Below are 26,137 nucleotides of genomic sequence, written 5' to 3' on the forward strand. Positions count from 1 at the left end.
CGGATAATTGACGCATATACCGCTAACTGGGCCCGGATTGGCTCGAAATCGACTCAACAGTGTTTCGAAACGGTAACCAAGGCGGCTCGTGGCGGTGGCGCAGGCGTGCCCCGCCCGACGCCTGTGGCGCCGGTGCCCGCACTATCCGTAGCCTGTCGGTCATGCGTTTGGGGTGGCCGGTTCGGTGCGGGCTCGCTGCGCTGTGCGCGGTGCTGCTGGTGGCGACAGGCTGCGCCCGGTTCAACGACGCGGCGTCCCAGCCGTTCACCACCGCCCCGGAGCTCAAGCCGCAGCCGAGTTCCACGCCGCCGCCACCGCCGCCGCTGCCGCCCACGCCGTTTCCCAAGGCCTGCCCGGCCCCGGGGGTGATGCAGGGCTGCCTGGAGAGCACCAGCGGCCTGATCATGGGTCCCGACAGCAAGACGGCACTGGTCGCCGAGCGCACCACCGGTGCGGTCAAGGAGATCTCCGTCAGCGCCGAGCCGAAGGTCAAGTTGGTCGTTCCGGTTGACCCGTCCGGCGACGGCGGCTTGATGGACATCGTGCTGTCACCGACCTACACCCAAGACCGGCTGATGTACGCCTACGTCAGCACGCCGACCGACAACCGGGTCATCCGGATCGCCGACGGCGATATCCCCAAGGACATCCTGACCGGAATTCCCAAGGGCGCCATCGGGAACACCGGTGCGCTGCTGTTCAGCAGCCCCACCACGTTGCTGGTGCTGACCGGTGATGCCGGCAACCCGGCGCTGGCCGCTGATCCTAAATCGTTGGCCGGCAAGGTATTACGCATCGAGCAGCCAACCACCGTCGGGCAGGCACCGCCGACTACCGCGCTGTCCGGCGTCGGTTCCGGCGGCGGAATGTGCATCGACCCGGTCGACGGCTCGCTGTATGTGGCCGACCGCACCCCTACCGCGGACCGGTTGCAGCGCATCACCAAGACTTCCGAGGTCTCCACGGTCTGGACCTGGCCGGACAAGCCGGGCGTGGCCGGGTGCGCGGCGATGGACGGGACCGTCATGGTCAACCTGGTCAACACGAAAATGACGGTGGCGCTGCGGCTTGCGCCGAATACCGGTGCGGTCACCGGCGAGCCCGAGGTGGTCCGCAAGGACACGCATGCGCACGCGTGGGCGTTGCGCCTGTCGCCGGACGGCAACGTCTGGGGTGCCACCATCAACAAGACCGCCGGCGACGCCGAGAAGTTGGACGACGTGGTGTTCCCGCTGTTCCCGCAGGGCGGTGGCTTCCCACGTAACAACGACGACAAGGCCTAACAGCCTCTTGCACCGCCGCCGAATCGGCCTCGCTAGGCCTGCCCGCAGGCGGCCAGCACCAGTTCGCGCACCCGTGCCGCGTCGGCCTGGCCGCGAGTGGCCTTCATCACCGCACCCACGATGGCCCCGGCGGCTTGCACTTTCCCGCCGCGAATCTTCTCCGCCACATCGGGATTGGCGGCCAGCGCTTCGTCGACGGCGGCCTGGGTGACCGAGTCGTCGCGCACCAACGCCAGACCGCGAGCGGTCATCACCTCTTCAGGTTCACCTTCACCGGCCAACACGCCCTCAACGACCTGCCGGGCCAGTTTGTTTGAGAGCTTGCCCTCGTCGACCAGTGCGATGACCGCGGCGACCTGCGCGGGCGTGATGGCCAGCTCGTCGAGCTCGACGCCCGCCTCGTTGGCCTTCTGCACCAGGAAGTTGCCCCACCAGGCGCGGGCCTGCTCGCTGGAGGCACCGTGCTTGACGGTCGCGGTGACCAATTCGACGGCTCCGGCGTTGACGAGGTCGCGCATCACCTCGTCGGAAACTCCCCACTCCTGCTGAATCCGCTTGCGGCTCAACCAGGGCAGCTCGGGAATGGTGTGGCGGAGCTGCTCAACCAGCTCCCGGCTGGGCGCGACGGGTTCCAGGTCGGGCTCGGGGAAATACCGGTAATCCTCGGCGGTTTCCTTGGTGCGGCCCGGACTGGTGTATCCCGCCTCGTGAAAGTGCCTGGTTTCCTGCGTGATTCGACCACCACCGAGCAGAACGGCGGCCTGGCGCTGCATCTCGTATCGCACCGCGACCTCAACGCTTTTCAGCGAGTTGACGTTTTTGGTCTCGGTACGGGTGCCGAACTCGCTGGCGCCGATCGGCTTGAGCGACACATTGGAATCACAACGCATCGAACCCTGGTCCATCCGGACGTCGGATACCCCCAACGCGCGCAACAGGTCTCGCAACGCCGTCACGTAGGCGCGAGCGATCTGCGGGGCGCGCGCCCCGGCGCCCACGATGGGCTTGGTAACTATTTCGATCAACGGGACACCGGCGCGGTTGTAGTCGATCAGCGACGTCGTCGCGCCGTGAATGCGGCCCGTCTCGCTGCCCAGGTGGGTCAGCTTGCCGGTGTCCTCCTCCATGTGCGCGCGCTCGATCTCCACCCGCCACGTGGTGCCGTCTTCCAGCGGTGCGTCCAGGTAGCCGTTCACGGCGATCGGCTCGTCGTACTGGGAGATCTGGTAGTTCTTCGGCATGTCCGGGTAGAAGTAGTTCTTGCGGGCGAAGCGGCACCACGGCACGATCTCGCAGTTCAGCGCGAGCCCGATGCGGATCGCCGACTCCACTGCAGCCTGGTTGAGCACGGGCAACGAGCCGGGCAGGCCCAGACAGACCGGGCATACCTGCGTGTTGGGCTCGGCGCCGAACGCCGTGGAGCAGCCGCAGAACATCTTGGTGACCGTGGACAGCTCAACGTGCACCTCGAGGCCGAGCACCGGCTCGTAACGCGCGAGGACCTCGTCGTAATCCAACAGGTCGGCCGCGGACGCAACAGTCATAACGAGAATCCTAGTGGGGCCCGCGGGGCGACTGGGCCGGGAGCGAGGGCCGGGATCAGGGCATGCGTACCCGCCGCGGTGCCGCGGCGTCGCCCACCGAACGCCCGGCGGCCAAGTCGCCGAGCGCGGCCGCCAGCTCGAGGTAGCCGCGTCGGCTTTCGTTGCTCAACCGGTCCAGCCCGAGTTCCCGCCCGGCATGGACATGCCGATCGAAGGGCAACACCACGGCGGTGGCAACGCGCGCAGCCATCGACTCGAACTCCTTGGTGACCACGCCGTCCGCCTTCGCCGGCTCGGTGTGGTTCATCGCGAGCACGGTTGACCTCATCAGGTGTCGATATCCGTTGTTGCACAACCACTCCAGGGTGGTGTCGGTTTTGCGTACCGCGTCGATGGAGGTGCCGGTGACCACCACCAGGGCGCGCGCCTCGGGCAGCACGGCTTCCATCAGCGCGGAGTTGATCGCCTTGACGCAGTCCACCAGCACCACCGAATAGTGGTTCCGCAGTATCGAGAACGCCTTGGCGAAGTCGCGGCGCTCCAGCCGCCAGCCGGTGTGGGCGTAATCGGGCAGCCCGAGCACTTCCAAGCCGAAGCTGTTCATGTGGGTGTGCGCCCGAATCTCGGAATACTGCGTGACCGCGTTGCGCGCGACCAGGTCCACCAGGCTCAGCGGATTACGGCGGCCGTGGCGCTCGGCCAGATCACCGGTGTCGATGTCGACGGCGATCACCCGGTCACCGCGCGCCTCCGCGAACGTCGACCCGAGCGCCTCGACCACTGCGGTCTTGCCGACACCGCCTTTGAAGTTCAGCACTGCGATCGGGAACACCCCACCCATCGGCGTCGCGATCCGCTCCCGCAGACCCTGTTCGAACCGCGCGTCTTTGCCCGGTCCCAGATCGATTCCGGTGACCCGTTGGATCACCTGCCGCCAGCCAGATCGGGACCAGCCGACCGAATCGCCGTGGTCAACCCCATCCAGCGCGGTGCCGCCCAAGGTCAGCTCGGGGCGATACGGCGCGGCCACGCCCCGCGGCCGGGCCAGCCGATGGTGTGGTTCCGGCACCGTGACGGCCGCCGAGTCGCCGCCCCGCCACGACACCGAGGACGTCGGCCTCCCGGCAGCCGGCGGGGCCGCCGGGACAGCGGATTGCGGAGGGACTCCGCGAATGCCACCGCGATTGCTCATAACCGGGGATAGCCCCGGCGAACAGCAAATTAAACGCAAAACTGTGACGAATCCCACTAAATCGGCACCCGCCGGCAAAGCGGGCGGACGCTACGTCCGGTGGCTGTGCCTGCGGCCGGGGTCAGCCAAAGAACGCGGCGGCCTCGTCGTAGCGGCCGTCGGGCACCAGCTTGAGGTGCCGGGTCGCGTCGGCCAGCGACACGCGACCGATGTCCTGCCCACGCAGCGACACCATCTGCCCGTACTCGCCGGCATGCGCCGCGTCGGCGGCGTGGACCCCGAACCGGGTGGCCAGCACCCGGTCGTAGGCCGTCGGTGTGCCGCCCCGCTGGACGTGGCCTAGCACCGTCACCCGCACGTCCTTGTTGATCCGCCGCTCCACCGCAACGCCCAGCTGCTGGGCCACGCCGGTGAAACGCTCGTGCCCGAATTCGTCGACCCCGCCCTCGCGCAACGGGATCGAGCCGGGAACCGGCTTGGCACCCTCGGCGACCACGCAGATGAAATGTGAATCCCCGCGCTGGAAGCGCCGTTTGACGAGTCGGCACACGTCCTCGATGTCGAAGGGCTGCTCGGGGATCAGCGTCATGTGGGCGCCGGAGGCCAGCCCGGCGTTGAGCGCGATCCAGCCGGCGTGGCGGCCCATCACCTCGACCAGCATCACCCGCTGATGGGATTCGGCCGTGCTGTGCAGCCGGTCGATCGCGTCGGTCGCCACCGTCAGCGCAGTGTCGTGACCGAAAGTCACGTCAGTGCAATCGATGTCGTTGTCGATCGTCTTGGGCACCCCCACCACGGGGACGTTTTCCTCGGACAGCCAATGCGCCGCCGTCAAGGTGCCCTCGCCACCGATCGGGATGAGCACGTCGATGCCGTTGTCGTCCAGCGTCTGCTTGATCTGGTCCAGTCCAGCCCGCAGCTTCTCGGGATGCACCCGGGCGGTGCCCAGCACCGTTCCGCCCTTGGCCAGCAGCCGGTCGTTGCGGTCGTCGTTTTGCAACTGGATGCGCCGGTTTTCCAGCAAACCGCGCCATCCGTCCTGAAAACCGACCACCGACGAGCCGTACCGGGCATCGCAGGTGCGCACGACCGCCCGAATCACAGCGTTGAGGCCCGGACAGTCGCCACCTCCGGTCAGTACTCCGATCCGCATGTTCTTATCTTGCCCGTCCCGACGGCCCGGCGGGCAAGTCTGCGGCTAAACCGTCGGCGCCGCGGGCAACGGACCGCGTGCGGCCTCGTAGGCGGCACCCACCCGATACAGGCGGTCGTCGGCCAGGGCGGGCGCCATGATCTGCAGTCCCACCGGCAACTGATCGTCCGGGGACAGCCCCGACGGCACCGACATGCCGCAGTGCCCCGCCAGGTTCAGCGGCAGCGTGCACAGGTCGAACAGGTACATGGCCAGCGGGTCGTCGACCTTCTCCCCCAACGGGAACGCCGTCGTCGGGGTCGCCGGCGAGATCAGCACATCAACGGACTGGTAGGCCGCATCCAGATCGCGGGCGATCAGGGTGCGGACCTTCTGCGCCTGGTTGTAGTAGGCGTCGTAGTAACCCGCGGACAGCGCGTAGGTGCCAATCATAATGCGGCGCTTGACTTCCGGGCCGAATCCCGCCGCCCGCGTCATCGCCATGACTTCCTCGGCGCTGTGGTTGCCGTCATCACCGACCCGCAGGCCATAGCGCATCGCATCGAATCGCGCCAGGTTGCTCGACACCTCCGACGGCAGAATCAGGTAGTAGGCGGCCAAGGCGTGATCGAAGTGCGGGCAGTCGACCTCACTCACCTCGGCGCCCAGCTCGGTCAGCCGCTGCACCGCGGCCTCGAACGACGCCAGCACGCCCGGTTGGTAACCGTCGCCGCGCAACTGCTTGACCACACCGATCCGCACGCCTTTCAGGTCGCCGGCCGCGCCGGCCCGTGCGCCGGCGACCACGTCGGGCACCGCGACATCCACAGAGGTGGAATCCAGCGCGTCGTGCCCGGCGATCACCTGATGCAGTAGTGCGGTATCCAGGACGGTGCGCGCGCACGGGCCGCCCTGGTCCAGCGACGAGGCACATGCCACCAAGCCGTAGCGGGACACGGTGCCGTAGGTGGGTTTGACCCCGACGGTCGCCGTCAGCGCGGCGGGCTGACGGATCGAGCCACCGGTGTCGGTCCCGATGGCCAGCGGCGCCTGGAAGGCGGCCAACGCCGCCGCGCTGCCACCGCCCGAGCCGCCGGGCACCCGGTCGAGGTCCCACGGGTTGCGGGTCGGGCCGTAGGCCGAGTTCTCCGTCGACGAGCCCATCGCGAACTCGTCCATGTTCGTCTTGCCCAGAATCGGGATACCGGCGGCACGTAACCGGGCGGTGACGGTGGCGTCGTACGGCGAACGCCATCCCTCGAGGATTTTGGATCCGCAGGTGGTCGGCATGTCGACGGTGGTGAAGACGTCCTTGAGGGCCAACGGGACGCCGGCCAGCGCCGAGGGCAGCTGCTCCCCCGCCGTCACCGCCGCGTCGACCGCGGCCGCCGCCGCCAGCGCCTCGTCGGCCGCGACATGCAGGAAGGCATGGTAGCGGTCGTCGGTGGCCGCGATCCGGTCCAGATAGGCCTGGGTGATCTCGACCGAAGACAGCTCCCGCGCGACAACCTTGGCCGCCAGTGACGCGGCATCCGAGCGGATGATGTCGTTCACTGGCTGTCCCCCAGGATCTGCGGGACCGCGAACCGGCCGTCGACGGCCTCGGGCGCCGCGGCCAGCGCCTCCTGCTGCGTTAGACACGGCCGGGCCGTGTCCGGGCGGGTGACGTTGACACTCTTGAGCGGATTGTCGGTCGCTTCGACGCCGGTCACGTCGACCGCCTGGATCTGGCTGACGTGCGTCAGGATGGCGTCGAGTTGGCCGGCGAAGCTGTCCAGCTCGGTATCGGTCAGCGCCAGCCTGGCCAGCTTGGCAAGGTGCGCAACCTCGTCGCGGGAGATCTGGGACACGAGCGAAAAGCCTAACCGGGCTGAAATGCCGCGCGCGCGGCACTGTGCAACAGTGGGCGCGTGCCGTCGTATCTGTTGCGCATCGAGCTCCTCGATCGCCCGGGAAGCCTGGGCGCGCTGGCCGTTGCGCTCGGTTCGGTGGGCGCGGACATCCTGTCCCTCGACGTTGTGGAGCGCAGCGCCGGTTATGCCACCGACGACTTGGTCATCGAGCTGCCCGCGGGGGCGATGCCCGACACGCTGATCACCGCCGCCGAGTCGCTGAACGGTGTGCGCGTGGATAGCGTGCGCCCCCACACCGGGCTACTGGAGGCGCACCGCGAGCTGGAGCTGCTCGATCACGTCTCCGCGGCGCACGGCCAGGCGGCGCGGCTGCAGGTGCTGGCCGACGAGGCGCCCCGGGTGCTGCGGGTGAGCTGGTGCACCGTATTGCGCAGTGTCGACGGTGAACTGCATCGTGTCGCCGCCAGCCCGGGCGCCCCCGAGACGCGCGCGGTCTCGGCGCCGTGGTTGCCGATCCGGGAGGCCCTGACGCTGGACGGGAGCGCCGAGTGGGTGCCGGAGGCCTGGCGCGACATGGACACCACGATGGTGGCCGCCCCGCTCGGCGACCCGGATACCGCGGTGGTCCTGGGTCGCCCGGGCCCGGAATTCCGGCCGTCGGAGGTGGCCCGGCTGGGCTATTTGGCGGGCATCGTCGCCACGATGCTGCAGTGAGCTGAGCTGCGCTGACCTGCACTGAGCTGGGGCGGTCAGCGCGACGAGGGAGCCGGGGATCCGGCCAGCACCGTGTCGTCGTCCTCCCACAGCAGCAGCTGACGCACCGCGGGCCGCGGACCGTACGGTCGCAGCATTGTGCTGGCCGGGCGCGGTCGCACGTGCTGCGGCCACCAGAACCAGCGGCCCAACAGCCTTGCGACCGAAGGCGTCATGAAAGACCGGACGATCAGAGTGTCGAACAACAAGCCGAGGCCGATCGTGGTCCCGATCTGTCCGAGGACCTGGAAGCCGCTGAATACGAACGCGCACATGGTGACCGCGAACACGATGCCCGCCGAGGTGACCACCGATCCGGAGCCGGCCATCGCCCGGATGATGCCGGTATTGAGGCCGGCGTGGATCTCTTCTTTGAACCGGGAGATCAACAGCAGGTTGTAATCGGATCCAACCGCCAGTAACAGGATCACGGCCAGTGCCAGCACGACCCAATACAACTGGATGCCAAACATATACTGCCAGACCAGAACCGACAGCCCGAACGAGGCGCCCAGCGACAGCGCCACCGTGCCGACGATGACCAGCGCGGCGATCAGGCTGCGCGTGATGATCATCATGATCAGCAAGATCAAACTCAGGGCGGCGAACGCCACGATCATCAGGTCGTACTTAGCGCCGTCCTGAATGTCCTTGTATGTGGCCGCCGTCCCGCCCAGATAGACCTTCGCGTCGGCCATCGGTGTGCCCTTGAGCGCTTCGTGCGCGGCCCGATCTATCGGGTCGATGTGCGAGATCCCTTGGGGCGTGGCGGGATCGCCGTCGTGCGTGATGATCATCCGCACGGCCTTGCCGTCGGGCGAGAGGAACAGCTTCAGCCCGCGCTTGAAGTCAGGGTTGTCGAACACCTCGGGCGGCAGATAGAACGTGTCGTCGTTTTTGGCCGCGTCGAAGGCCCGGCCCAGCGCGGTCGCGTTGTCGATCGCGGCGGCGGTTTGCGCATAGATGCCCGACAGGGTGGCGTAGTTCGCCAACGTCAGATCGCGGTTGGTTTCCTGACTCTGGATCTGTGGTGGTATCAACGCGACCAGCTGCGGTTGCAGCGCGTCGAGCTTGTCCAGTGTGGCCGTGAGGTTTTCGAACTTCTCGGTGAGCTGGTCGGTGGTGTCGAGCGCCTCGAAGGTAGACCGCAGCGCGAAGCAGGCGGGAATGTCGTAGCAGTGCTTTTCCCAGTAGAAGTAGCTACGGATCGGGCGCAGGAAGTCGTCGAGGTTGGCCAGTTTGTCGCGCAGTTCCTGAATCGTGGCGATGGTGTCGTGAAAGCTCTGGGTCTCGCTGTGGGTGGCGTCGGCGAGCTGCTGCTGCAGCGCGTACTGCTGCTTCAAAATATTGATCGTCTTCGACAGCTCGTTGGCCTGTTTGAGCGCGTCGTCGGCCCGATCTCGTTGATACTGCAGGTTTTGCTGCTGCCCGGCGGCTTGGTTGCTGACCACGAACGCCAGCGAGCTGTGTACCAGCGGGGTGCCCAACGGCCGGGTAATGGTCTGCACCTGCGCCACCCCGGGCACGTGGAACACTGCCTTGGCGACTTTGTCGAGAATGAGCATGCTCTCCGGGTTGCGCATGTCGTGATCGGTTTCGACCATCATCAACTCGGGCTCTAGCCGGGCCCGGGAGAAGTGCCGCTCGGCGGCGGTGTAACCGACGTTGGCCGGGGCGCTGGCCGGCATGTAGGGACGGGTGTCGTAACTGGTCTTGTACCCAGGCAACGCGATGAGTCCCACCAGCGCCAGCGCACTGGCGGCCGCGAGCACCGCCCCGGGCCAGCGCACAATGGCGGTGCCGATCCGGCGCCAGCCGCGGGTACGTATTGCGCGTTTGGGGTCGAAGATGCCCGCCTTGGCGCCCAGGGTCAGGATCGCCGGCCCCAGAGTCAGCGCGGCGCACAGCGCCACCAGTATGCCCAAAGCGGCTGGAATGCCCAGACTTTGGAAATAGGGCAGGCGCGTGAAACTCAGACAGGCCACGGCGCCGGCCACGGTGAGTCCCGAGCCCAGCACGATGTGGGTGGTGCCGTGATACATGGTGTAGAAAGCGGTTTCGCGGTCCTCGCCGGTTCCGCGCGCCTCTTGGTAGCGCCCGACGAAGAAGATCGCGTAGTCGGTTCCCGCGGCGATTACCAGCAGCGTGAGCAGATTCGTCGCGTAGGTCGACAAACCGATCACACCGGCGTTGCCGAGAAACGCCACAAGGCCTCGGGCGGCGGACATTTCGATCAAGACGGTGGCGAGCACCAGCAGTGTGGTGAGCACCGAACGGTAGACGAAGAACAGCATCACGAAGATCACGCCGATGGTGATCGCGGTGACCTTCGCGGTGCCCTTACTGCCGACGTCGAACTGGTCGGAGATCAGCGGCGCCGCGCCAGTCACGTACGCCTTGACGCCGGGCGGCGGCCTCATGTGGTCGACGATGTCGCGGATGGCGCCCACGCCCTCGTTGGCCAGCGCGGAGCCCTGGTTGCCGGCCAGGTTCACCTGAACATAGGCGGCCTTGCCGTCGCTGCTCTGCGATCCCGCCGCGGTCAGCGTGTCGCCCCAGTAGTCCTGCACGTGCTCGACGTGCTTGCGGTCCTGCTCCAGCCTGCGAATCATCTCGTCGTAGAACTTGTGCGCATCCGCGCCCAGCGGCTTATCACCTTCCAAGACGATCATCGCCGTGCTGTCGGTGTCGAACTCGCCGAACTTCTCCCCGATTCGCTTGATCGCCTTGAGCGACGGGGCATCCGGTGAATTCAACGCGACGTTGTGCGTTTTGCCCACGTCTTCCAGTTGTGGCACCGCGATGTTGGTCAGCGCGGCCAGCGCCACCCAGAACAGCAGGATCGGCAGCGCGAACCGGCGGATGGTGCGCGGCACGAACGGCCGCGACTGCTCATGATTGCTCATCCCGATTTATCCAGACAGAAGGTGTAGGCGTCGACTTTGTGGACGGTGCGTTGGTCTTTGACTTCGCCGTTGACGGTGATGCGGCACCCCAGCGTGTCGCCGTCGCCCTGTGCCACCACGTTGGCGACGACGGCGGGCTCGGTCGTGGTGATGGTGAACGACCAGGGCAGCGTAGCGTCCTTGACCTGCTGCGGTTGGGCGTTGACATCAAGGTAGTTGATGGTGGCCACCGCTCCGGGTGCTCCGAACACCTCGAGCACCACTTGCTTGGGGTTGAACGGAACGATCTCGTTGGCCAGGCCGCTGTTGGCCGAATTGGTGGGGTCCGAGCCGAAAATGCCGTGCAGGCGATAGATTCCGAATCCGGCAATCGCGACTACCAGCAGCGCGACCAACACCATCCAGCCTTGCCGCAGCACGGCAGACATCGAAATCGACTTCACCCGTTGGCCTTTCGCTGGTCGGGCGTTGCTCGATCGGCTAGTGACCACGACCGGTGTCGCGCTCAGGTGGGACCGACGGATCTTAGAGTACGGTACTGGACCGTACTGTACAAGAGACGCGCCCGTACACATCGGGCGGCGCGGCCGGCGATGGCTTTTACCGGGCGGTTCGGGTCAGGCCCGGGAGCAGAATCTGGTCGACGAGCAGCTGCACGGTGCGGCGAGTGGGCGGCCGGCCCGGGATGATCGACCGGAAAATCAGGTACCCGGGCAACAGATCCCAAAGCTCGTCATCGATGGCGTCTTCGGTGATCTCGCCGCGGTCGACGGCTTGGCGCAGCACATGCCGAATCAGCGCCTTGCGCTGCTTGAGGAATTGCTCCTGCAGGACGTCGTTGAGCGCGGGGTGCCGCGACACCTCGACCAGCACGGCACGAATGGTGCTGGCGTGCAGCCGGCCATGCTCGCCGCAAATCTCGCCGAGACTGATCAAATCGCCGCGCAGGCTGCCGGTGTTGGGCGCGACCGCCACCTGGCGCACCCCCTCGGTGAAGGCGGCCAACACCAATTCGGCCTTCGACGGCCAGCGCCGGTACACCGTGGCCTTGCTGGCCCGGCCCGCGGCGGCGACGGCGTCCACCGTCAGCTGGTCGTATCCGTGCTCCTGCAGCAGTCGTAGGGTGACCGCCAGCAGTTCGGCCTCGCGGGCAGACCACGGAGACTCCTCCGTGTACGGTTCGACGGTCTGGGTCATAGCGCCCACCATAGATCCGCTACCTGTGCCGGGCCCAGTATCACGCGGTTACTGCGATTCCGGGCGCACCTCCGGTCCCGCGTCCAGTAACCGCCGAAACCCATCTTCGTCGAGGATCGGCACGCCCAACTCCACCGCCTTGTCGTACTTCGAGCCCGGCGCGTCGCCGGCGACAACGTAGTCGGTCTTCTTCGACACCGAACCCGCGGCCTTGCCGCCGCGCGCCAGGATCGCTTCCTTGGCGTCGTCGCGGGAAAAGCCGGTCAGCGACCCAGTGACGACAATGGTCAGCCCCTCGAGCGTGCGTGGGGTGCTCACGTCACGCTCGTCGGCCATCCGCACCCCGGCGGCCCGCCATTTGTCGACGATCGCGCGGTGCCAGTCGACGGTGAACCATTCGGTGACCGCGGCGGCGATCGTCGGCCCGACGCCCTCGACCGCGGCCAGCTGCTCGGTGGTTGCCGAGGTGATGGCGTCGAGACTGCCGAACTCGGTGGCCAGCGCGCGCGCTGCGGTCGGGCCGACATGCCGGATCGACAGCGCCACCAGCACCCGCCACAGCGGCTGGGCCTTGGCCTTGTCCAGGTTGGCCAGCAGCCGCTGCCCGTTGGCCGAAAGCGTGCCGGCCTTGGTGGTGAACAGCTCGGTGCGCAGCAAGTCGTCCTCGGCGAGGGTGAACAGGTCGCCCTCGTCGGTGATCACCCCCGCCTGCAGCAGCGCGATCGCGGCCTCGTAGCCCAGGCCTTCGATGTCGAAGGCGCCGCGACCGGCGACGTGAAACACCCTCTCCCGCAGCTGCGCTGGGCAGGATCGGGAGTTCGGGCACCGGATGTCGGCGTCGCCTTCCTTGGCCGGAGCCAGTTCGGTTCCGCACTCGGGACAATGCGTGGGCATGACGAATTCGCGTTCGGTGCCGTCACGCAGATCGACGATGGGTCCGAGCACCTCCGGAATCACATCGCCGGCCTTGCGGATCACCACCGTGTCGCCGATCAGCACGCCCTTGCGCTTGACCTCGGCCGCGTTGTGCAGCGTGGCCAACCCGACGGTCGAGCCGGCGACCTTGACCGGCGTCATGAATGCGAACGGTGTTACGCGCCCGGTCCGGCCGACGTTGACCCGGATGTCGAGCAGCTTGGTCTGTACCTCCTGCGGCGGGTACTTGTAGGCGATCGCCCAGCGCGGTGCGCGCGACGTCGACCCCAGTCGGCGTTGGAGTGCGACATCGTCGATCTTGACGACAACACCGTCGATTTCGTGGGCGACGTCGTGGCGGTGCTCGCCCCAGTAGGCGATCCGCTCCAGCGCGCCGGCGGCGTTGGGCACCCGCGCGGTGTGTTCGGAGACGGGCAGGCCCCAGGCACCGAGCGCCAGATAGGCGTCGTGCAGGGTGGCGGGACGGAATCCCTCGGTGTATCCCACTCCGTGGCAGATCATTCGCAATTTGCGGCGCGCGGTCACCGCGGGATCCTTCTGGCGCAGCGACCCGGCGGCGCTGTTGCGGGGATTGGCGAACGGTGTCTTGCCGTCTTCGACCAGCGCGGCATTGAGCGCCTCGAAGTCGGCGACACGAAAAAACACCTCGCCGCGCACCTCGAGGACGTCGGGAATCGGGTAGCCGTCGCTGGGCGTCAGCCGTTCCGGGACGTCGTCGATGGTGCGCGCGTTGTTGGTGACGTCCTCGCCGGTGCGACCGTCGCCCCGGGTCGCCGCCCGCACCAGCCGGCCCTCGCGGTAGACCAACGCCAGCGCCACCCCGTCGATCTTGAGCTCGCACAAAAAGGGCACCTCGTTACCCACCTCGGCATGGACGCGCCCTGCCCACAGGGCGAATTCCTCGGTGCTGAACACGTTGTCCAGCGACAGCATCCGTTCCAGATGCTCGGCGGAGGTGAAATCGGTGGCAAAGCCGGCACCGCCGACCAGCTGGGTGGGCGAATCCGGAGTGCGCAGCTCGGGATGCTCCTCCTCGAGCGCCGCCAGCCGGCGCAACAGCTGGTCGAAATCGGCGTCGGAAATGACCGGTGCATCACGCACGTAGTAGCGGAACTGGTGTTCGCGCACCTCGTCGGCGAGTTCCCGCCACTGCCGCCGGATCTCTGGTGGGACGGGATCAGCTTCGGGCGAACTCACCCTCGCAGGCTATCGAAGCGCCCCGACAGCGGTTGCTGGCACCGCCGCGCGCCCGGCGCTGTCCCGCGTGGTCGGTTAACCGATGGCGTCGGGGTCCTCGGCGAACGCCTCGGCGGCTTGCCGGGCGAGCTCGATCGCGGTGCGGGCCCACTGCGGCGTCGCCGAGGCCAGGCCGCACGCCGGCGTGACGCCGATGCGATCCCGCAACGCCGAGCGAGCGAAGTCAAGCCGATCGGTCACCGCGACCAGCGCGGTAGCCACCTGCTCCGCCGAGGGTGGGCGCTGCGGGGCAGTGGCGGCGACCACCCCGAGCAGCACGGTGCGCCCCGACTCGACGAACCCCGCGATTCCGTCCAGGTCCGCTGCCGTCAACGTCGCGGCATCAACTGACATCGCACCAATACCACTGCGCCCCAACAGTTCCCACGGCAGTTCGGGCGCACAACTGTGCAGTAGCACGTCGTCGCCCAGGGCCGCGGCACAGGTGTCGAGCAACGTTTCGGCCACCGCTTCGTCGAGCGCCGCGACGGGGCTCAGCGCGGTCACCCCGCTCAATCGGCCGCCCAATGCCGCGGGCAACGACGGCTCGTCGAGCTGCACCACGACCGGCGTGTCCAACCGCCGTGACAGCGCCGCGCGGTGTGTGGCGACGCCTTCGGCCAGGGACGCCGTCAGGTCGCGCACCGCCCCGGCATCGGTGATCGCCCGGTGACCGTTGGCCAGCTCCAGCCCGGCGGCCAGCGTGATCGGGCCGGGGGCTTGCACCTTGACCGCGTGCCCGCCGCCGCGCAAGCCGGCCGTCTCCCAGGCCTCCTCCAGCGCGTCCATGTCCTCGTCGAGAAGACTGACGGCCCGACGGGTCACCGCGCCGGGCCGGGCGGTGATCCGGTAGCCGCGGGGCACGGTGTCGATCGCGACGTCGATCAGCAGCGCGCCGGCGCGCCCCAGCAGGTCGGCGCCCACTCCCCTGGCCGGCAACTCCACCAGGTGCGCCAGCGCACCCGCCAACTCCCCGACGACGATCTGCGCCGCCGACCGGGCCGCGGTGCCGGGCCACGACCCGACACCGGTGGCCTTCGGAACGATGTCGGCGAAAACACTCACCGGCCAACCGTATTCGACGTGGCATCACCGCCCACGAGCCAGGGGTGCGTGACCGCCGTCGCCAGGGTTAGGCTCGACGCTTTAGAGGGGTGCAAAACGGTGTGGCGCAGGGCAAGATTCGCGGGACCGCTACTGATGTACGGCGCGGTCGCGCTCACCGTGGCGTGCACCCGGGTCGTCGATGGCTCGGCGGTGCCCGGCGATACCGGTGGCGCCCGGGGTGTCAACGGCGTCAACGTCGACACCATCCTGCTGGACCAGTCGCGGATGCGTGCGATCACCGGTGCCGGTGAGCATCTGTCGATCATCCCCTCGATGGACGGCAGCGCGCCGGTCGACATCGAGGCGCTGGCCGGGGCCGCGCCGGCCGCCTGCCGCTTCCTCTACGCCGAGACCGCCACGTTCGGGCCGGAGATCGAAGAATTCCACAAAATCACCTTTCAGGATCCGCCCGACGGCGCACTGATCTCCGAGGGCGCGGCGGCCTACCGGGATGTCGGCACCGCGCAACGGGCCTTCGCCGCGCTGGTGTCGACCGTGACCGACTGCGCCGACGGCGCCGACGGTCGCGCGTTCGTGGGCGAGTGGAAGGCGGGCACCGATTCGCTGCACCTGGGGCCCGGCGGCTGCGGCCGCGACTACCGGCAGCTGTCGGTGGCCTTGCTGGAAGTGACCTTCTGCGGGTTTCCGCAATCGGTGTCCGACATCGTGATGACCAACATCACCGCCAACATGCCCCACTAGCACATGTGAAAAGCATTGCACACGAACATCTTTCACCAGTGCGCGGTGGTCATTAGTTCAAAATTCGGATGCCCGCACTCGATCCACATCGCGACGTGCAGGGCGGTGACCGCAGCCGAGACCACCAGCGCGGCAAGGCCGAACGCGAATCCTTGCTGCCCATGCCGTTTGACCTGACGCATGCCAACGAGGGCCAGAACGCCGCTCAGGATCGGGCTGGCGTACATGCCCATGATGCTCAGCACAAACGCCGCGACGGTCAGGCTGTTGGTCTGCGTCACGTGCGCGGTGGCCTGGTTGTCGCTCATCGTTGTTCGTCCGTCCTCTCCGGCCCGCTGCGGGTTCGCCACAGTGTCGAGACGAATGGTCTCCACAACGGCTTGGGAAATTCTTGGAACGTGCGCCGCCGAGCGACTATCAGCGGGAAGTGCCGGCGATGACCGCGCTGCCCAGCACCTCGTCGCCGGCCGAATCCGGGCGGTACAGCGCCACCGTCTGACCGCGTGCCACGCCGCGCAGCGGGGTGCGCAGCCGCACGTCGAGCTGGTCACCGACCAATTCGGCGACCGCGGCGACGGTTTCGCCGTGCGCCCGCACCTGCACGGTGCACTCGATGGGGCCCGTGGGTGCGGTTCCCGAAGTGAACACGGCCTCGCGGCCGGTCAGTGCCCGCACCTCGAGGTCGGCGACGCTGCCCACGTGCACGGTCGAGGTGTCGGCGTCGATGGCCGTCACGTAGCGCGGCAGGCCGTCGGGTCCGGGACCGGCGATGCCCAGTCCCTTGCGCTGTCCGATCGTGAAACCGTGCACGCCGTCGTGCGTGGCCAGCACCGCGCCGTCGGCGCCGACCACGTTGCCCCGGCGCACGGCGATGCGCTCGCCCAGGAACGCGCGGGTGTCACCCGACGGGATGAAGCAGATGTCGTGGCTGTCCGGTTTGTCCGCCACCGCGAGGCCGCGCCGTGCGGCCTCCGCGCGGATTTGCGGCTTCGGCGTGTCGCCCACCGGGAAGGCCGCGTGGCGTAGCTGTTCCGCCGTCAGCACGGCCAGCACGTAGGACTGGTCCTTGTCCCGGTCGACGGCGCGCCGCAGTCGGCCCTGCGACAGCCTGGCGTAGTGGCCGGTGACGACCGTGTCGAAACCGAGGGCCAGGGCACGTGCGGACAGCGCGGCGAACTTGATCCGCTGGTTACAGCGCACGCATGGATTCGGCGTCTCGCCACGCTCGTAGGCCGACACGAAATCGTCGATCACGTCTTCGGCGAATTTCTCCGCGAAATCCCAGATGTAGAACGGGATTCCAAGTACGTCGGCGACGCGGCGCGCATCGGAGGCGTCCTCCTTCGAGCAGCACCCGCGCGAGCCGGTGCGCAGTGCGCCAGGCGCCGACGACAGCGCCAGGTGCACACCGACCACGTCGTGCCCGGCGTCGACCATGCGAGCGGCGGCTACCGATGAATCGACGCCGCCGCTCATCGCGGCGAGCACTTTCACCTGGACGCCCCCGCGGCGGCCAGCGCCGCTCGCCGGGCGCGGTCGACGGCCGCGGGAAGCACCCGCAGTACCTCGTCGATGTCGGCGTCGACAGTGGTGTGCCCCAACGACAGCCGCAGTGATCCGCGCGCGGTGGCGGCGTCGTCGCCCATAGCAATCAGTACGTGTGAGGCCTGCGGGACACCGGCGGTGCACGCCGAACCGGTCGAGCACTCGATGCCGTTGGCATCCAGCAACATCAACAGCGAGTCGCCCTCACAGCCGCGGAAGGTGAAGTGTGCGTTGCCCGGAAGCCGCGCCTCGCGGGACCCGTTGACACGGACGTCGTCGATCTCGGCGAGCACGCCCTCGACCAAGCGATCACGCAGTGCCCGCAGCCGCGCGCTGTTGGCCTCCAGGCCGTCCACCGCAAGCCGCACTGCGGTCGCCATGCCCACCGCGCCGGCGACATCCGGTGTGCCGGAACGAATGTCACGCTCCTGCCCACCACCGTGCAGCAGCGGCACACAGGCCACGTCGCGGCGCAGCAGCAACGCGCCCACTGCCACCGGCCCGCCGAACTTGTGCGCGGCCACGCTCAGCGCGGACAACCCGCTGGCGGCGAAGTCGACGGGCAGCTGCCCGACCGCCTGCACAGCGTCACTGTGCATGGGAACGCCGAATTCGGCGGCAACGGCGGCAAGATCGGCGACCGGCATGACGGTGCCCACCTCGTTGTTGGCCCACATCACCGAGACCAACGCAACGTCGTCATGGCTCTGCAGCGTCTCGCGCAGCGCGGCCGCGCAGACCGATCCGTCCGGCTCGGTCGGAAGCCAGCTCACCTCGGCGCCTTCGTGCTCGACGAGCCAGTGCACCGAGTCCAGCACCGCATGGTGTTCCACCTTGCTAGTGACGAGGCGGCGATGACGGGCGTCGGCGTCGCGGCGGGCGCGGTAGATGCCCTTGACGGCCAGGTTGTCGCTCTCGGTGCCGCCGGTGGTGAAGATGACCTCCGAGGGACGTGCACCCAACCGGTCCGCGATCAGCTCGCGCGACTCCTCGATCCGGCGCCGCGCGGCCCGGCCGCTGCTGTGCAGCGAGGAGGCGTTGCCCACGGTGCCGAACACAGCCGTCATCGCCTCGACGACGGCGGGGTGCATCGGGGTGGTGGCGGCGTGATCGAGGTAGACCATGACGCGCCCCACGATACCGGGCCGGCCCGGCGGCGACGCGGGCCGGAACGGCTTGGGCTGCTCTTAGGCCACCAGCGCGTGACGTTGTCCTGGCCGACGCGTCACGCCGACCCCCACGGCCTGTTGGCTGCGACGGGCCAGCGCCCGCCGATCATGGCCCGGCAGCTGCAGCGACTCGACGTGCACGTGCGCCAGGGTGCGTCGCTGGGTAATCAGCCGGACGAGCGCCGCGGCCAGGGTGTCGTCGCCGACGAAGGCCGGGGCGGTCGAGATGAGGCCGTCGACGTGGTGATAGGTCAGCCGCAGTGGTTGCACCGGGCGGCCCGCGTCGATCGCGGCCTGGAACATCGCCGGATAGAACGACCCGCAAGCCACACCGCACCAGGTGGTGCCCTCGGGGAAAGCAACCACGGTCTGACCCGCGCTCAGCCGCGACGCCACGGAGTCCACCACGCCGGGCAGCCGGCGCAGGCTGCGCCGGTCGATGGGAATGATCTTGAGCACGCGCGCCCAGGGCTCGCCGAACATGTCGGCGCGGGCCACATACCAGCCCGGCAACACCGCGCCGATGGAAAAGACATCCAGCCAGGAGATGTGCGGGCTGACCACCAGGACGCCGCGCAGGTTCCGGATCGGGGCCCCCGAGACGCTGATGCGCACCCCGAAACAGCGCAGCAACGTGCGGCAGTGGAACTGCCGCAGTCGCATCTGGCCCGGCATCGGGACCAGCGCCAGCGGCAGCGTCGGCACCATCAGCAGCGCCAACATAAGGCGAAGCGTCACCCGCAGCACCACCAGCCACCGCGGCGACGCGGGGCCCACACCCACACAGCTGCTGTCGCACGTCGAGCGCGGCAGCCAGGCGTGTGTGGTGGCGGGTGGATTCCTCGGGGGGGCATTCATCGGGTGCCGCCCGCCATTTCGCTGCTCATATGGGCCGTCGCCGACACCGACCGCAGCCGCCGCAGATATCGGGTGTCGGCCCGGCTCTTGTCGAGCACGACGCAGAAGTCGCCGACGCCGAAGTCCGGATCCAGGGCGGGCTCGCCGCAAACCTTGGCGCCCAACCGCAGGTAGCCGCGCATCAGGGCCGGTATCGCGGGCCGGGGCGGCGGTGCGATCTCGTCGAGGGTCTTGCCGTCCACCACCACCGGCCGATGCGGACGGACCCGGTATTCCGGCGGTGCGGCGTGCCGGTTCAGCACGAAATCGCGCACCCCGCGCAGGTGACTGCCCGGCGCCTGGTCTTGTCGGTCGCCCGATTCCCCGCAGATCGGCACCGACACACATCCGATCACGTAGTCGTAGCCGTAGCGGTCCAGGTAGGCCAGGATCCCGGCCCACATCAGCAACACCACCGCGCCGTTGCGGTGCCCGTCGCGGACCGCGGCCCGTCCCATCTCCACCAGCGAAGGCCGCAGCGGATCGAGGGCGGCGAGGTCGAATTCGGTCGCCGTGTACAGGCCCCCGGCCGCGATGGCGCCCGCGGGCGCCAGCATGCGGTAGCACCCGACCAGGTCACCGCTGTCGTCGTCGCGGACCAGCAAGTGATCGCAGAATTCGTCGAAGCGATCGGCGTCGCGGTCATCGGCGCCGGTCGTCGGCAGCACGAAGCCGGGTGTGCTGGCGAACACGTCGTAACGGAGCCGCTGGGCCGCCTCGACGAGGCGGGGGTCGGTGGACAGCAACAGCGAATAACGCGGCGCGCCAGCGCTGGCTGCCGCCCCGTCCGGTGTGTCGCTCGGGATCAGAACAGAAGCAATGCTCACGGGAACAACGTCGCGCAATCGAGGAGCGAATCGGCATCGACGCTATGACGTGTCGGTGCACGTCAGATGACGAATACGGTGCCGGACGAGCGCCGCGCGCGGCCGGTCACAGCAAACGCCCCCGACGCGCGGCGCCGGGGGCGTTTGGGGTGAAGCGCGGATCAGCCCTTGCGGGCCTTGATCGCCTCGGTCAGTTGGGGAGCCACCTTGAACAGGTCGCCCACCACGCCGTAGTCGGCGATCTCGAAGATCGGTGCCTCTTCGTCCTTGTTGACCGCGATGATCGTCTTCGACGTCTGCATGCCGGCGCGGTGCTGGATCGCCCCGGAGATGCCCAGCGCGATGTAGAGCTGCGGGGACACCGTCTTACCGGTCTGGCCGACCTGGAACTGGCCGGGGTAGTAGCCGGAGTCGACGGCGGCACGCGACGCACCGACGGCCGCACCCAGCGAGTCGGCGAGTTCCTCGACCACCTTGAAGTTCTCCGCGCTGCCGACGCCGCGGCCCCCGGACACCACGACGGTGGCCTCGGTGAGTTCCGGACGGTCACCGGCGACCGCGGGCTCGCGGGAGGTGACCTTGGTCGCGTTCTCGGCGGGTGCCGGGACCTCGACGGTGACCTGTTCACCCGCGCCGGCTGCCGGCTCCGCGTCGACCGCGCCGGCCCGCACGGTGATCACCGGGGTGTCGCCGTTGGCCTGCGCCTCGACGGTGAACGCGCCACCGAAGATGGAGTGGACGGCCTTGTTGCCTTCCTTGACCTCGACCACGTCGACCAGCAGCCCAGAACCGATGCGGGCGGCGAGCCGGCCGGCGATCTCCTTGCCGTCCGCACTGGCGGCCAGCAAAACCGCTGCCGGAGAAGCGGATTCGACCAGCGAGGCCAGCACGTCGACGACCGGGGTGATGAGGTATTTGTCGACGTCGTCGGATTCGGCGATGTAGATCTTGGCGGCGCCGGCCTCCTTGAGCGCGTCGGTCAGCGGCGCGGCCGTGCCCGGGGCGCCGACCACGACGGCGGACGGCTCGCCCAGTTTGCGGGCGGCGGTGAGCAACTCGGCGGTGACCTTCTTCACCGCGCCTTCAGCGTGCTCGACGAGCACCAGTACTTCAGCCATGGGTTATTTCGCTCTTCTCGTGTATGGGGGTAAGCGTCAGATGATCTTTTGGGCCACCAGGTATTTGGCGATCTCGTTGCCGCCATCACCTTCATCGGTGACCTTCTCACCCGCGGTCTTCGGCGGCTTCGGGGTCGAAGACAGCACGGACGATCCGGCGTTGGCCAAACCGACCTCGTCGGCCTCGACACCGATGTCGGCCAGGCTGAGCACCGTGACCTCTTTCTTCTTGGCGGCCATGATGCCCTTGAAGGAGGGGAAGCGCGGCTCGTTGATCTTCTCGGTGACGCTGACGACCGCGGGCAGCGCGGCCTCCAGGGTGAACACACCGTCGTCGGTCTCGCGTTCGCCGGTGACCTTGTCGCCTTCGATGGACAGCTTGCGCAGGTGGGTCAGCTGCGGCAGGCCCAGGTATTCGGCGATGATGGCCGGGACCGCACCCCCGGTGCCGTCGGTGGCCTCGTTGCCGGCGATGACCAGCTCAGTGCCCTCGATGGTGCCCAACGCACGGGCCAGCGCCCACGCGGTCTGGATCACGTCGGAGCCGTGCAGGCCGTCGTCCTTGACGTGAACCGCTTTGTCGGCTCCCATCGACAGGGCCTTGCGGATGGCCTCGGTCGCGCGCTCGGGGCCCGCGGTCAGCACGGTCACGGTGCCTTCGCCGCCTTCCCGCTCGCGGATCTGCAGGGCCTCCTCGACCGCGCGTTCGTTGATCTCGTCCAGGACCGCGTCGGCGGCCTCCCGGTCAAGCGTCCAGTCTCCGTCCGTCAGCTTGCGCTCCGACCAGGTGTCTGGGACCTGCTTGATCAGGACCACGATGTTCGTCATGAGTGTGGTTCGTCCTCCTTGAAGGAGCCTCGCAGCGGCGAGCCACGAGACGTTCAGTACGCGTTCTGCCACGCACGATTGTGTTACTTCTCGGTAACTTTGTGCGACCTGCCCTCACACCATAGCGGGTCGTACTGCAGGTTCTTGCGGGCCGCCTGTTCCCGCGACCGGGATCTACCCCGCTGGACGGTTCGCGAATCCGACACTTCGCGTTAGCCTCCCTATGCAATGAGCGCATTCGTCCCCGACGCCCCCCACGCCTGCCCTGGCGGCACCTCACCGGCGGTCTCTGCAGCGCCGCCGGCGGTGTTGACGCTGACCGGGGAGCGAACTATCCCCGACCTGGACATCGAGAACTACTGGTTCCGTCGCCATCAAGTGGTGTATCAGCGGCTGGCAACGCACTGTGTGGGCCGCGACGTGCTCGAGGCCGGGTGTGGCGAAGGTTACGGAGCGGATTTGATCGCCGAGTCGGCCCGGCGGGTGGTCGCGGTGGATTACGACGAGGCGGCGGTGGCCCATGTGCGCGCCCGCTATCCGCGGGTGGAGGTGTTGCATGCGAACCTGGCCGAGCTGCCGCTGCCCGACGCGTCGATGGACGTGGTGGTGAATTTTCAGGTCATCGAACACCTGTGGGACCAGCCACAATTCGTCAAGGAATGCGCGCGGGTGCTGCGCCCGTCGGGGCTGCTGATGATGTCCACACCAAATCGCATCACCTTCTCCCCCGGCCGCGACACTCCGATCAACCCGTTTCACACCCGGGAATTGAACGCCGACGAGCTCACCGAGCTACTGGTCGACGCCGGCTTTTCCGACGTGTCGGTCAGCGGCCTGTTCCACGGCGCACGGCTGCGGGAGATGGATGCCCGGCATGGCGGGTCGATCATCGACGCGCAAATCGCCCGCGCCGTTGCCGACGCGCCCTGGCCGCCGGGGTTGGCGGCCGATGTCGCCGCGGTCACCACCGACGACTTCGACCTGCTCCGCGCCTCCGACCGGAACATCGACGAGAGCCTGGACTTGGTCGCAATCGCGGTGCGTCCGTGACCACCCCCGCGGCGCCGGTGCCCGGCATGTTCACGCTGGTGCTGCACACCCACCTGCCGTGGCTGGCCCACCACGGCCGCTGGCCGGTCGGGGAGGAATGGCTCTATCAATCGTGGGCGGCGGCCTATCTGCCGTTGTTGCGGGTGCTGCGCACGCTGGCCGACGAGGATCGCCGCGGGCTGCTCACCCTGGGCGTCACCCCGGTGGTCAATGCCCAGCTCGACGACCCGTATTGCCTGGACGGCATGCATCATTGGCTGGCCAACTGGCGGCTGCGCGCGGCGGAGGCCGCCAGCGTGCGGTCGATCCCCAAATCGAAGTCGGCCGGCTATCTTTCCTGCACGCCGGAAGCGTTGCGGGCGTTCGGAAGTCGCGAATGCGCCGAGGCCGACCGGGCACTGGACGACTTCGCCACGCTGTGGCGGCACGGCGGCAGCCCGTTGCTGCGCAGCCTGGTCGACGCCGGCACGGTCGAGTTGCTCGGCGGTCCGCTGGCCCACCCGTTCCAGCCGCTGCTCAATCCGCGGCTGCGCGAGTTCGCGCTGCGTGAGGGCCTGGCCGACGCCCGGCAGCGGCTGGCCCACACCCCGCGCGGCATCTGGGCCCCCGAGTGCGCCTACGCGCCCGGCCTGGAACACGACTACGCCGCCGCGGGCGTCACGCACTTCATGGTCGACGGCCCGTCGCTGCACGGCGACACCGCGCTGGGCCGGCCCGTCGGCGACAGCGATGTGGTGGCATTCGGACGCGACCTGCAGGTCAGCTACCGGGTGTGGTCGCCGAAATCGGGCTATCCGGGGCACGCCGCCTACCGCGACTTCCACACCTACGACCACCTGACCGGGCTCAAGCCGGCACGGGTCACCGGGCGCAACGTGTCGTCGCACGACAAGGCGCCCTATCACCCGCAGCGCGCCGACCACGCCGTCGACACCCATGTCGCCGACTTCATCGACGTGGTGCGCAACCGGCTGCACAGCGAATCCGAGCGCATCGGCCGGCCGGCCCACGTAATCGCGGCTTTCGACACCGAGCTATTCGGCCACTGGTGGTACGAAGGGCCGACGTGGCTAGCTCGCGTACTGCGTGCGCTGCCTGCCGCCGGCGTTCGGGTGGGCACCCTGAGTGAGGCGCTGGCCGGCGGCTTCGTCGGCCCGTCGGTGGCGCTGCCGCCGAGTTCGTGGGGTTCGGGCAAGGACTGGCAGGTATGGGCGGGCGAACAGGTCGCCGACTTGGTGCAGCTCAACACCGAGGTGGTGGACACCGCGCTGAGCACCGTGGACAAGGCGCTGGCGCAGACCTCGGCGGCACTGGACGGGCCGACCCCCCGCGACCGGGTGGCCGACCAGATCCTGCGCGAGACGCTGCTGACCGTGTCCAGCGACTGGCCGTTCATGGTCAGCAAGGACTCGGCCGCGGACTACGCCCGCTACCGCGCCCACCTGCACGCCCATGCCACCCGCGAGATCGCCGCGGCGCTGGCCTCGGGCCGACGCGACACCGCGCAGCGGCTGGCCGACGGCTGGAACCGCGCCGACGGCCTTTTCGGCGCGCTGGATGCCCGGAGGCTGCCGCGATGAGAATTCTGATGGTGTCGTGGGAGTACCCGCCGGTGGTGATCGGCGGGCTGGGTCGCCACGTGCATCACCTGTCGACGGCGCTGGCGGCGGCGGGGCACGACGTGGTGGTGCTGTCGCGGCGCCCAGCTGGCACCGATCCGAGCACGCACCCGTCATCCGACGAGGTCCGCGAGGGCGTCCGGGTGATCGCGGCCGCGCAGGATCCGCACGAATTCGGTTTCGGCACCGACATGATGGCGTGGACACTGGCGATGGGCCACGCCATGATCCGCGCCGGACTCAACCTGAAGAAACCGGGCAGCGGGCGGCCCTGGCGGCCCGATGTGGTGCACGCACACGATTGGCTGGTCGCCCACCCCGCTATCGCGTTGGCCCAATTCTACGACGTACCAATGGTTTCCACGATTCATGCGACCGAGGCGGGTCGGCATTCCGGCTGGGTCTCCGGGGCGATCAGCCGACAGGTGCATGCGGTCGAGTCGTGGCTGGTGCGCGAATCCGATTCGCTGATCACATGTTCGGCGTCGATGACCGACGAGATCACCGAGCTGTTCGGCCCGGGGCTGGCCGAGACGACGGTCATTCGCAACGGTATTGATGCCGCGCGCTGGCCCTTCGCGCCACGGCGTCCGCGCACCGGTCCGGCCGAACTGCTGTATGTCGGCCGACTCGAGTACGAGAAGGGCGTGCACGATCTGATCGCCGCGCTGCCGCGGATCAGGCGCACCAATCCCGGCACCACGCTGACCATCGCCGGGGATGGAACCCAGCAGGACTGGCTCGTCGGGCAGGCCCGTAAATACCGAGTTCTCAAGGCAACTCGCTTCGTCGGGCACCTGCACCATGACGAATTGTTGACCGCGCTGCATCGGGCCGACGCCGCTGTCTTCCCCAGCCACTACGAACCGTTCGGGCTCGTCGCGTTGGAGGCCGCTGCGGCCGGCACCCCGCTGGTGACCTCCAACATCGGTGGCCTGGGCGAGGCGGTGATCAGCGGCCAGACCGGTGTGTCGTGCCCGCCCCGCGACGTGGCGGCCCTGGCAGCGGCGGTGCGCACCGTGCTCGACGACCCGGCCGCCGCGCAGCGGCGCGCCCGTGCTGCCCGCGAACGGCTCACCTCCGACTTTGACTGGGACACGGTGGCCGGCCAGACCGCACAGGTGTACCTGGCGGCCAAACGCGGCGAGCGTCAGCAACTTCCCCGCCTGCCCATCGTTGAGCACGCGCTGCCCGACCGCTGAGCAACAAGCGCCCAGGCATGCTCTGAGCGCCAGCGGGTATC

The 26,137-nt window shown here is 68.4% G+C and carries 23 protein-coding genes; 6 read left to right on the forward strand and 17 right to left on the reverse strand.

Annotation, left to right across the window (positions count from 1 at the left end; all coding sequences use genetic code 11):
- Window positions 1–161: 161 nt before the first annotated feature.
- Window positions 162–1,283, forward strand: a complete 1,122-nt coding sequence (locus tag G6N33_RS04110; protein WP_044510613.1) for a PQQ-dependent sugar dehydrogenase — start codon at window positions 162–164, stop codon at window positions 1,281–1,283.
- A gap of 32 nt (window positions 1,284–1,315) precedes the next feature.
- On the opposite strand, the gene gatB is transcribed toward G6N33_RS04110, so the two are convergent.
- The 5 genes from gatB to gatC form a co-directional block, all read right to left on the reverse strand.
- The gene (gene gatB, locus G6N33_RS04115; protein WP_044510611.1) at window positions 1,316–2,827 is read right to left on the reverse strand and encodes an Asp-tRNA(Asn)/Glu-tRNA(Gln) amidotransferase subunit GatB; all 1,512 of its coding nucleotides are present in this window, start codon (window positions 2,825–2,827) and stop codon (window positions 1,316–1,318) included.
- Window positions 2,828–2,882: 55 nt separating this feature from the next.
- Entirely contained in the window at window positions 2,883–4,019 is a 1,137-nt protein-coding gene (locus G6N33_RS04120; RefSeq protein ID WP_081662227.1) for a MinD/ParA family ATP-binding protein, read from the reverse strand.
- A 121-nt stretch (window positions 4,020–4,140) separates the two neighbouring features.
- Window positions 4,141–5,172, reverse strand: coding sequence for an ATP-dependent 6-phosphofructokinase (locus G6N33_RS04125; RefSeq protein ID WP_044510610.1), 1,032 nt, complete (start codon window positions 5,170–5,172; stop codon window positions 4,141–4,143).
- A gap of 45 nt (window positions 5,173–5,217) precedes the next feature.
- Window positions 5,218–6,705 carry an Asp-tRNA(Asn)/Glu-tRNA(Gln) amidotransferase subunit GatA gene (gatA, locus tag G6N33_RS04130; protein WP_044510608.1) on the reverse strand — a complete coding sequence of 496 codons (1,488 nt, stop codon included), beginning with the start codon at window positions 6,703–6,705 and terminating at the stop codon, window positions 5,218–5,220.
- A complete protein-coding gene (gene gatC / locus G6N33_RS04135) occupies window positions 6,702–7,001 on the reverse strand; it encodes an Asp-tRNA(Asn)/Glu-tRNA(Gln) amidotransferase subunit GatC (RefSeq protein WP_044510606.1) in 300 nt (99 codons plus the stop codon). Before gatC ends, gatA begins: the two co-directional genes overlap by 4 nt.
- Before the next feature lie 60 nt (window positions 7,002–7,061).
- Between gatC and G6N33_RS04140 the strand changes: the two genes are divergently transcribed.
- Complete coding sequence (locus G6N33_RS04140; RefSeq protein WP_044510604.1) at window positions 7,062–7,718, forward strand: ACT domain-containing protein; 657 nt, start codon at window positions 7,062–7,064, stop codon at window positions 7,716–7,718.
- 35 nt (window positions 7,719–7,753) lie between these two features.
- Here the strand turns inward: G6N33_RS04140 and G6N33_RS04145 are convergent, their stop codons facing one another.
- From G6N33_RS04145 to G6N33_RS04165, 5 genes are all read right to left on the reverse strand, one after another.
- A complete protein-coding gene (locus G6N33_RS04145; protein WP_044510602.1) occupies window positions 7,754–10,663 on the reverse strand; it encodes an MMPL/RND family transporter in 2,910 nt (969 codons plus the stop codon).
- A complete protein-coding gene (locus G6N33_RS04150; protein WP_179962662.1) occupies window positions 10,660–11,091 on the reverse strand; it encodes an MmpS family transport accessory protein in 432 nt (143 codons plus the stop codon). Before G6N33_RS04150 ends, G6N33_RS04145 begins: the two co-directional genes overlap by 4 nt.
- 172 nt (window positions 11,092–11,263) lie before the next feature.
- Complete coding sequence (locus tag G6N33_RS04155; RefSeq protein WP_101528588.1) at window positions 11,264–11,872, reverse strand: TetR/AcrR family transcriptional regulator; 609 nt, start codon at window positions 11,870–11,872, stop codon at window positions 11,264–11,266.
- Window positions 11,873–11,908: 36 nt separating this feature from the next.
- The gene (gene ligA / locus G6N33_RS04160; RefSeq protein ID WP_044510599.1) at window positions 11,909–13,993 is read right to left on the reverse strand and encodes an NAD-dependent DNA ligase LigA; all 2,085 of its coding nucleotides are present in this window, start codon (window positions 13,991–13,993) and stop codon (window positions 11,909–11,911) included.
- A 75-nt stretch (window positions 13,994–14,068) separates the two neighbouring features.
- Window positions 14,069–15,097 (reverse strand): uroporphyrinogen decarboxylase/cobalamine-independent methonine synthase family protein, encoded by a 1,029-nt coding sequence (locus G6N33_RS04165; protein ID WP_044510597.1) that lies wholly within the window; start codon window positions 15,095–15,097, stop codon window positions 14,069–14,071.
- 135 nt (window positions 15,098–15,232) lie between these two features.
- Here G6N33_RS04165 and G6N33_RS04170 point away from each other — a divergent pair, with 135 nt between their 5' ends.
- Window positions 15,233–15,841: a sensor domain-containing protein gene (locus tag G6N33_RS04170; protein WP_044510596.1), complete on the forward strand. Its 609-nt coding sequence runs from the start codon at window positions 15,233–15,235 to the stop codon at window positions 15,839–15,841.
- Between the two features lie 32 nt (window positions 15,842–15,873).
- Here G6N33_RS04170 and G6N33_RS04175 read toward each other — a convergent pair whose 3' ends face one another.
- The 7 genes from G6N33_RS04175 to G6N33_RS04205 form a co-directional block, all read right to left on the reverse strand.
- On the reverse strand, window positions 15,874–16,149 hold the full coding sequence (locus tag G6N33_RS04175; protein WP_155945957.1) for a DUF4190 domain-containing protein: 276 nt from the start codon (window positions 16,147–16,149) through the stop codon (window positions 15,874–15,876).
- 109 nt (window positions 16,150–16,258) lie between these two features.
- The gene (mnmA, locus tag G6N33_RS04180; RefSeq protein ID WP_081662226.1) at window positions 16,259–17,335 is read right to left on the reverse strand and encodes a tRNA 2-thiouridine(34) synthase MnmA; all 1,077 of its coding nucleotides are present in this window, start codon (window positions 17,333–17,335) and stop codon (window positions 16,259–16,261) included.
- Window positions 17,332–18,510, reverse strand: a complete 1,179-nt coding sequence (locus G6N33_RS04185) for a cysteine desulfurase family protein (protein WP_044510593.1) — start codon at window positions 18,508–18,510, stop codon at window positions 17,332–17,334. The genes mnmA and G6N33_RS04185 overlap by 4 nt, the downstream gene beginning before the upstream one ends.
- Window positions 18,511–18,573: 63 nt before the next feature.
- Window positions 18,574–19,413, reverse strand: a complete 840-nt coding sequence (locus G6N33_RS04190; RefSeq protein WP_044510591.1) for a lysophospholipid acyltransferase family protein — start codon at window positions 19,411–19,413, stop codon at window positions 18,574–18,576.
- Window positions 19,410–20,279 (reverse strand): GNAT family N-acetyltransferase, encoded by an 870-nt coding sequence (locus tag G6N33_RS04195; protein ID WP_044510590.1) that lies wholly within the window; start codon window positions 20,277–20,279, stop codon window positions 19,410–19,412. Before G6N33_RS04195 ends, G6N33_RS04190 begins: the two co-directional genes overlap by 4 nt.
- Window positions 20,280–20,440: 161 nt before the next feature.
- Window positions 20,441–21,397 (reverse strand): electron transfer flavoprotein subunit alpha/FixB family protein, encoded by a 957-nt coding sequence (locus G6N33_RS04200; protein WP_044510588.1) that lies wholly within the window; start codon window positions 21,395–21,397, stop codon window positions 20,441–20,443.
- 36 nt (window positions 21,398–21,433) lie between these two features.
- Entirely contained in the window at window positions 21,434–22,225 is a 792-nt protein-coding gene (locus G6N33_RS04205) for an electron transfer flavoprotein subunit beta/FixA family protein (protein ID WP_044510586.1), read from the reverse strand.
- A 228-nt stretch (window positions 22,226–22,453) separates the two neighbouring features.
- Here G6N33_RS04205 and G6N33_RS04210 point away from each other — a divergent pair, with 228 nt between their 5' ends.
- Genes G6N33_RS04210 through G6N33_RS04220 form a run of 3 tightly spaced genes read left to right on the forward strand, consistent with a single transcriptional unit; the run spans window position 22,454 to window position 26,096 of the window.
- The gene (locus tag G6N33_RS04210) at window positions 22,454–23,275 is read left to right on the forward strand and encodes a class I SAM-dependent methyltransferase (protein ID WP_044510584.1); all 822 of its coding nucleotides are present in this window, start codon (window positions 22,454–22,456) and stop codon (window positions 23,273–23,275) included.
- The gene (locus G6N33_RS04215; RefSeq protein ID WP_101528587.1) at window positions 23,272–24,855 is read left to right on the forward strand and encodes a 1,4-alpha-glucan branching protein domain-containing protein; all 1,584 of its coding nucleotides are present in this window, start codon (window positions 23,272–23,274) and stop codon (window positions 24,853–24,855) included. Before G6N33_RS04210 ends, G6N33_RS04215 begins: the two co-directional genes overlap by 4 nt.
- Window positions 24,852–26,096 (forward strand): glycosyltransferase family 4 protein, encoded by a 1,245-nt coding sequence (locus tag G6N33_RS04220; protein ID WP_101528586.1) that lies wholly within the window; start codon window positions 24,852–24,854, stop codon window positions 26,094–26,096. Before G6N33_RS04215 ends, G6N33_RS04220 begins: the two co-directional genes overlap by 4 nt.
- The last annotated feature ends 41 nt before the right edge of the window (window positions 26,097–26,137 follow it).

The organism is Mycobacterium simiae, from assembly GCF_010727605.1.
Taxonomy (GTDB): domain Bacteria; phylum Actinomycetota; class Actinomycetes; order Mycobacteriales; family Mycobacteriaceae; genus Mycobacterium; species Mycobacterium simiae.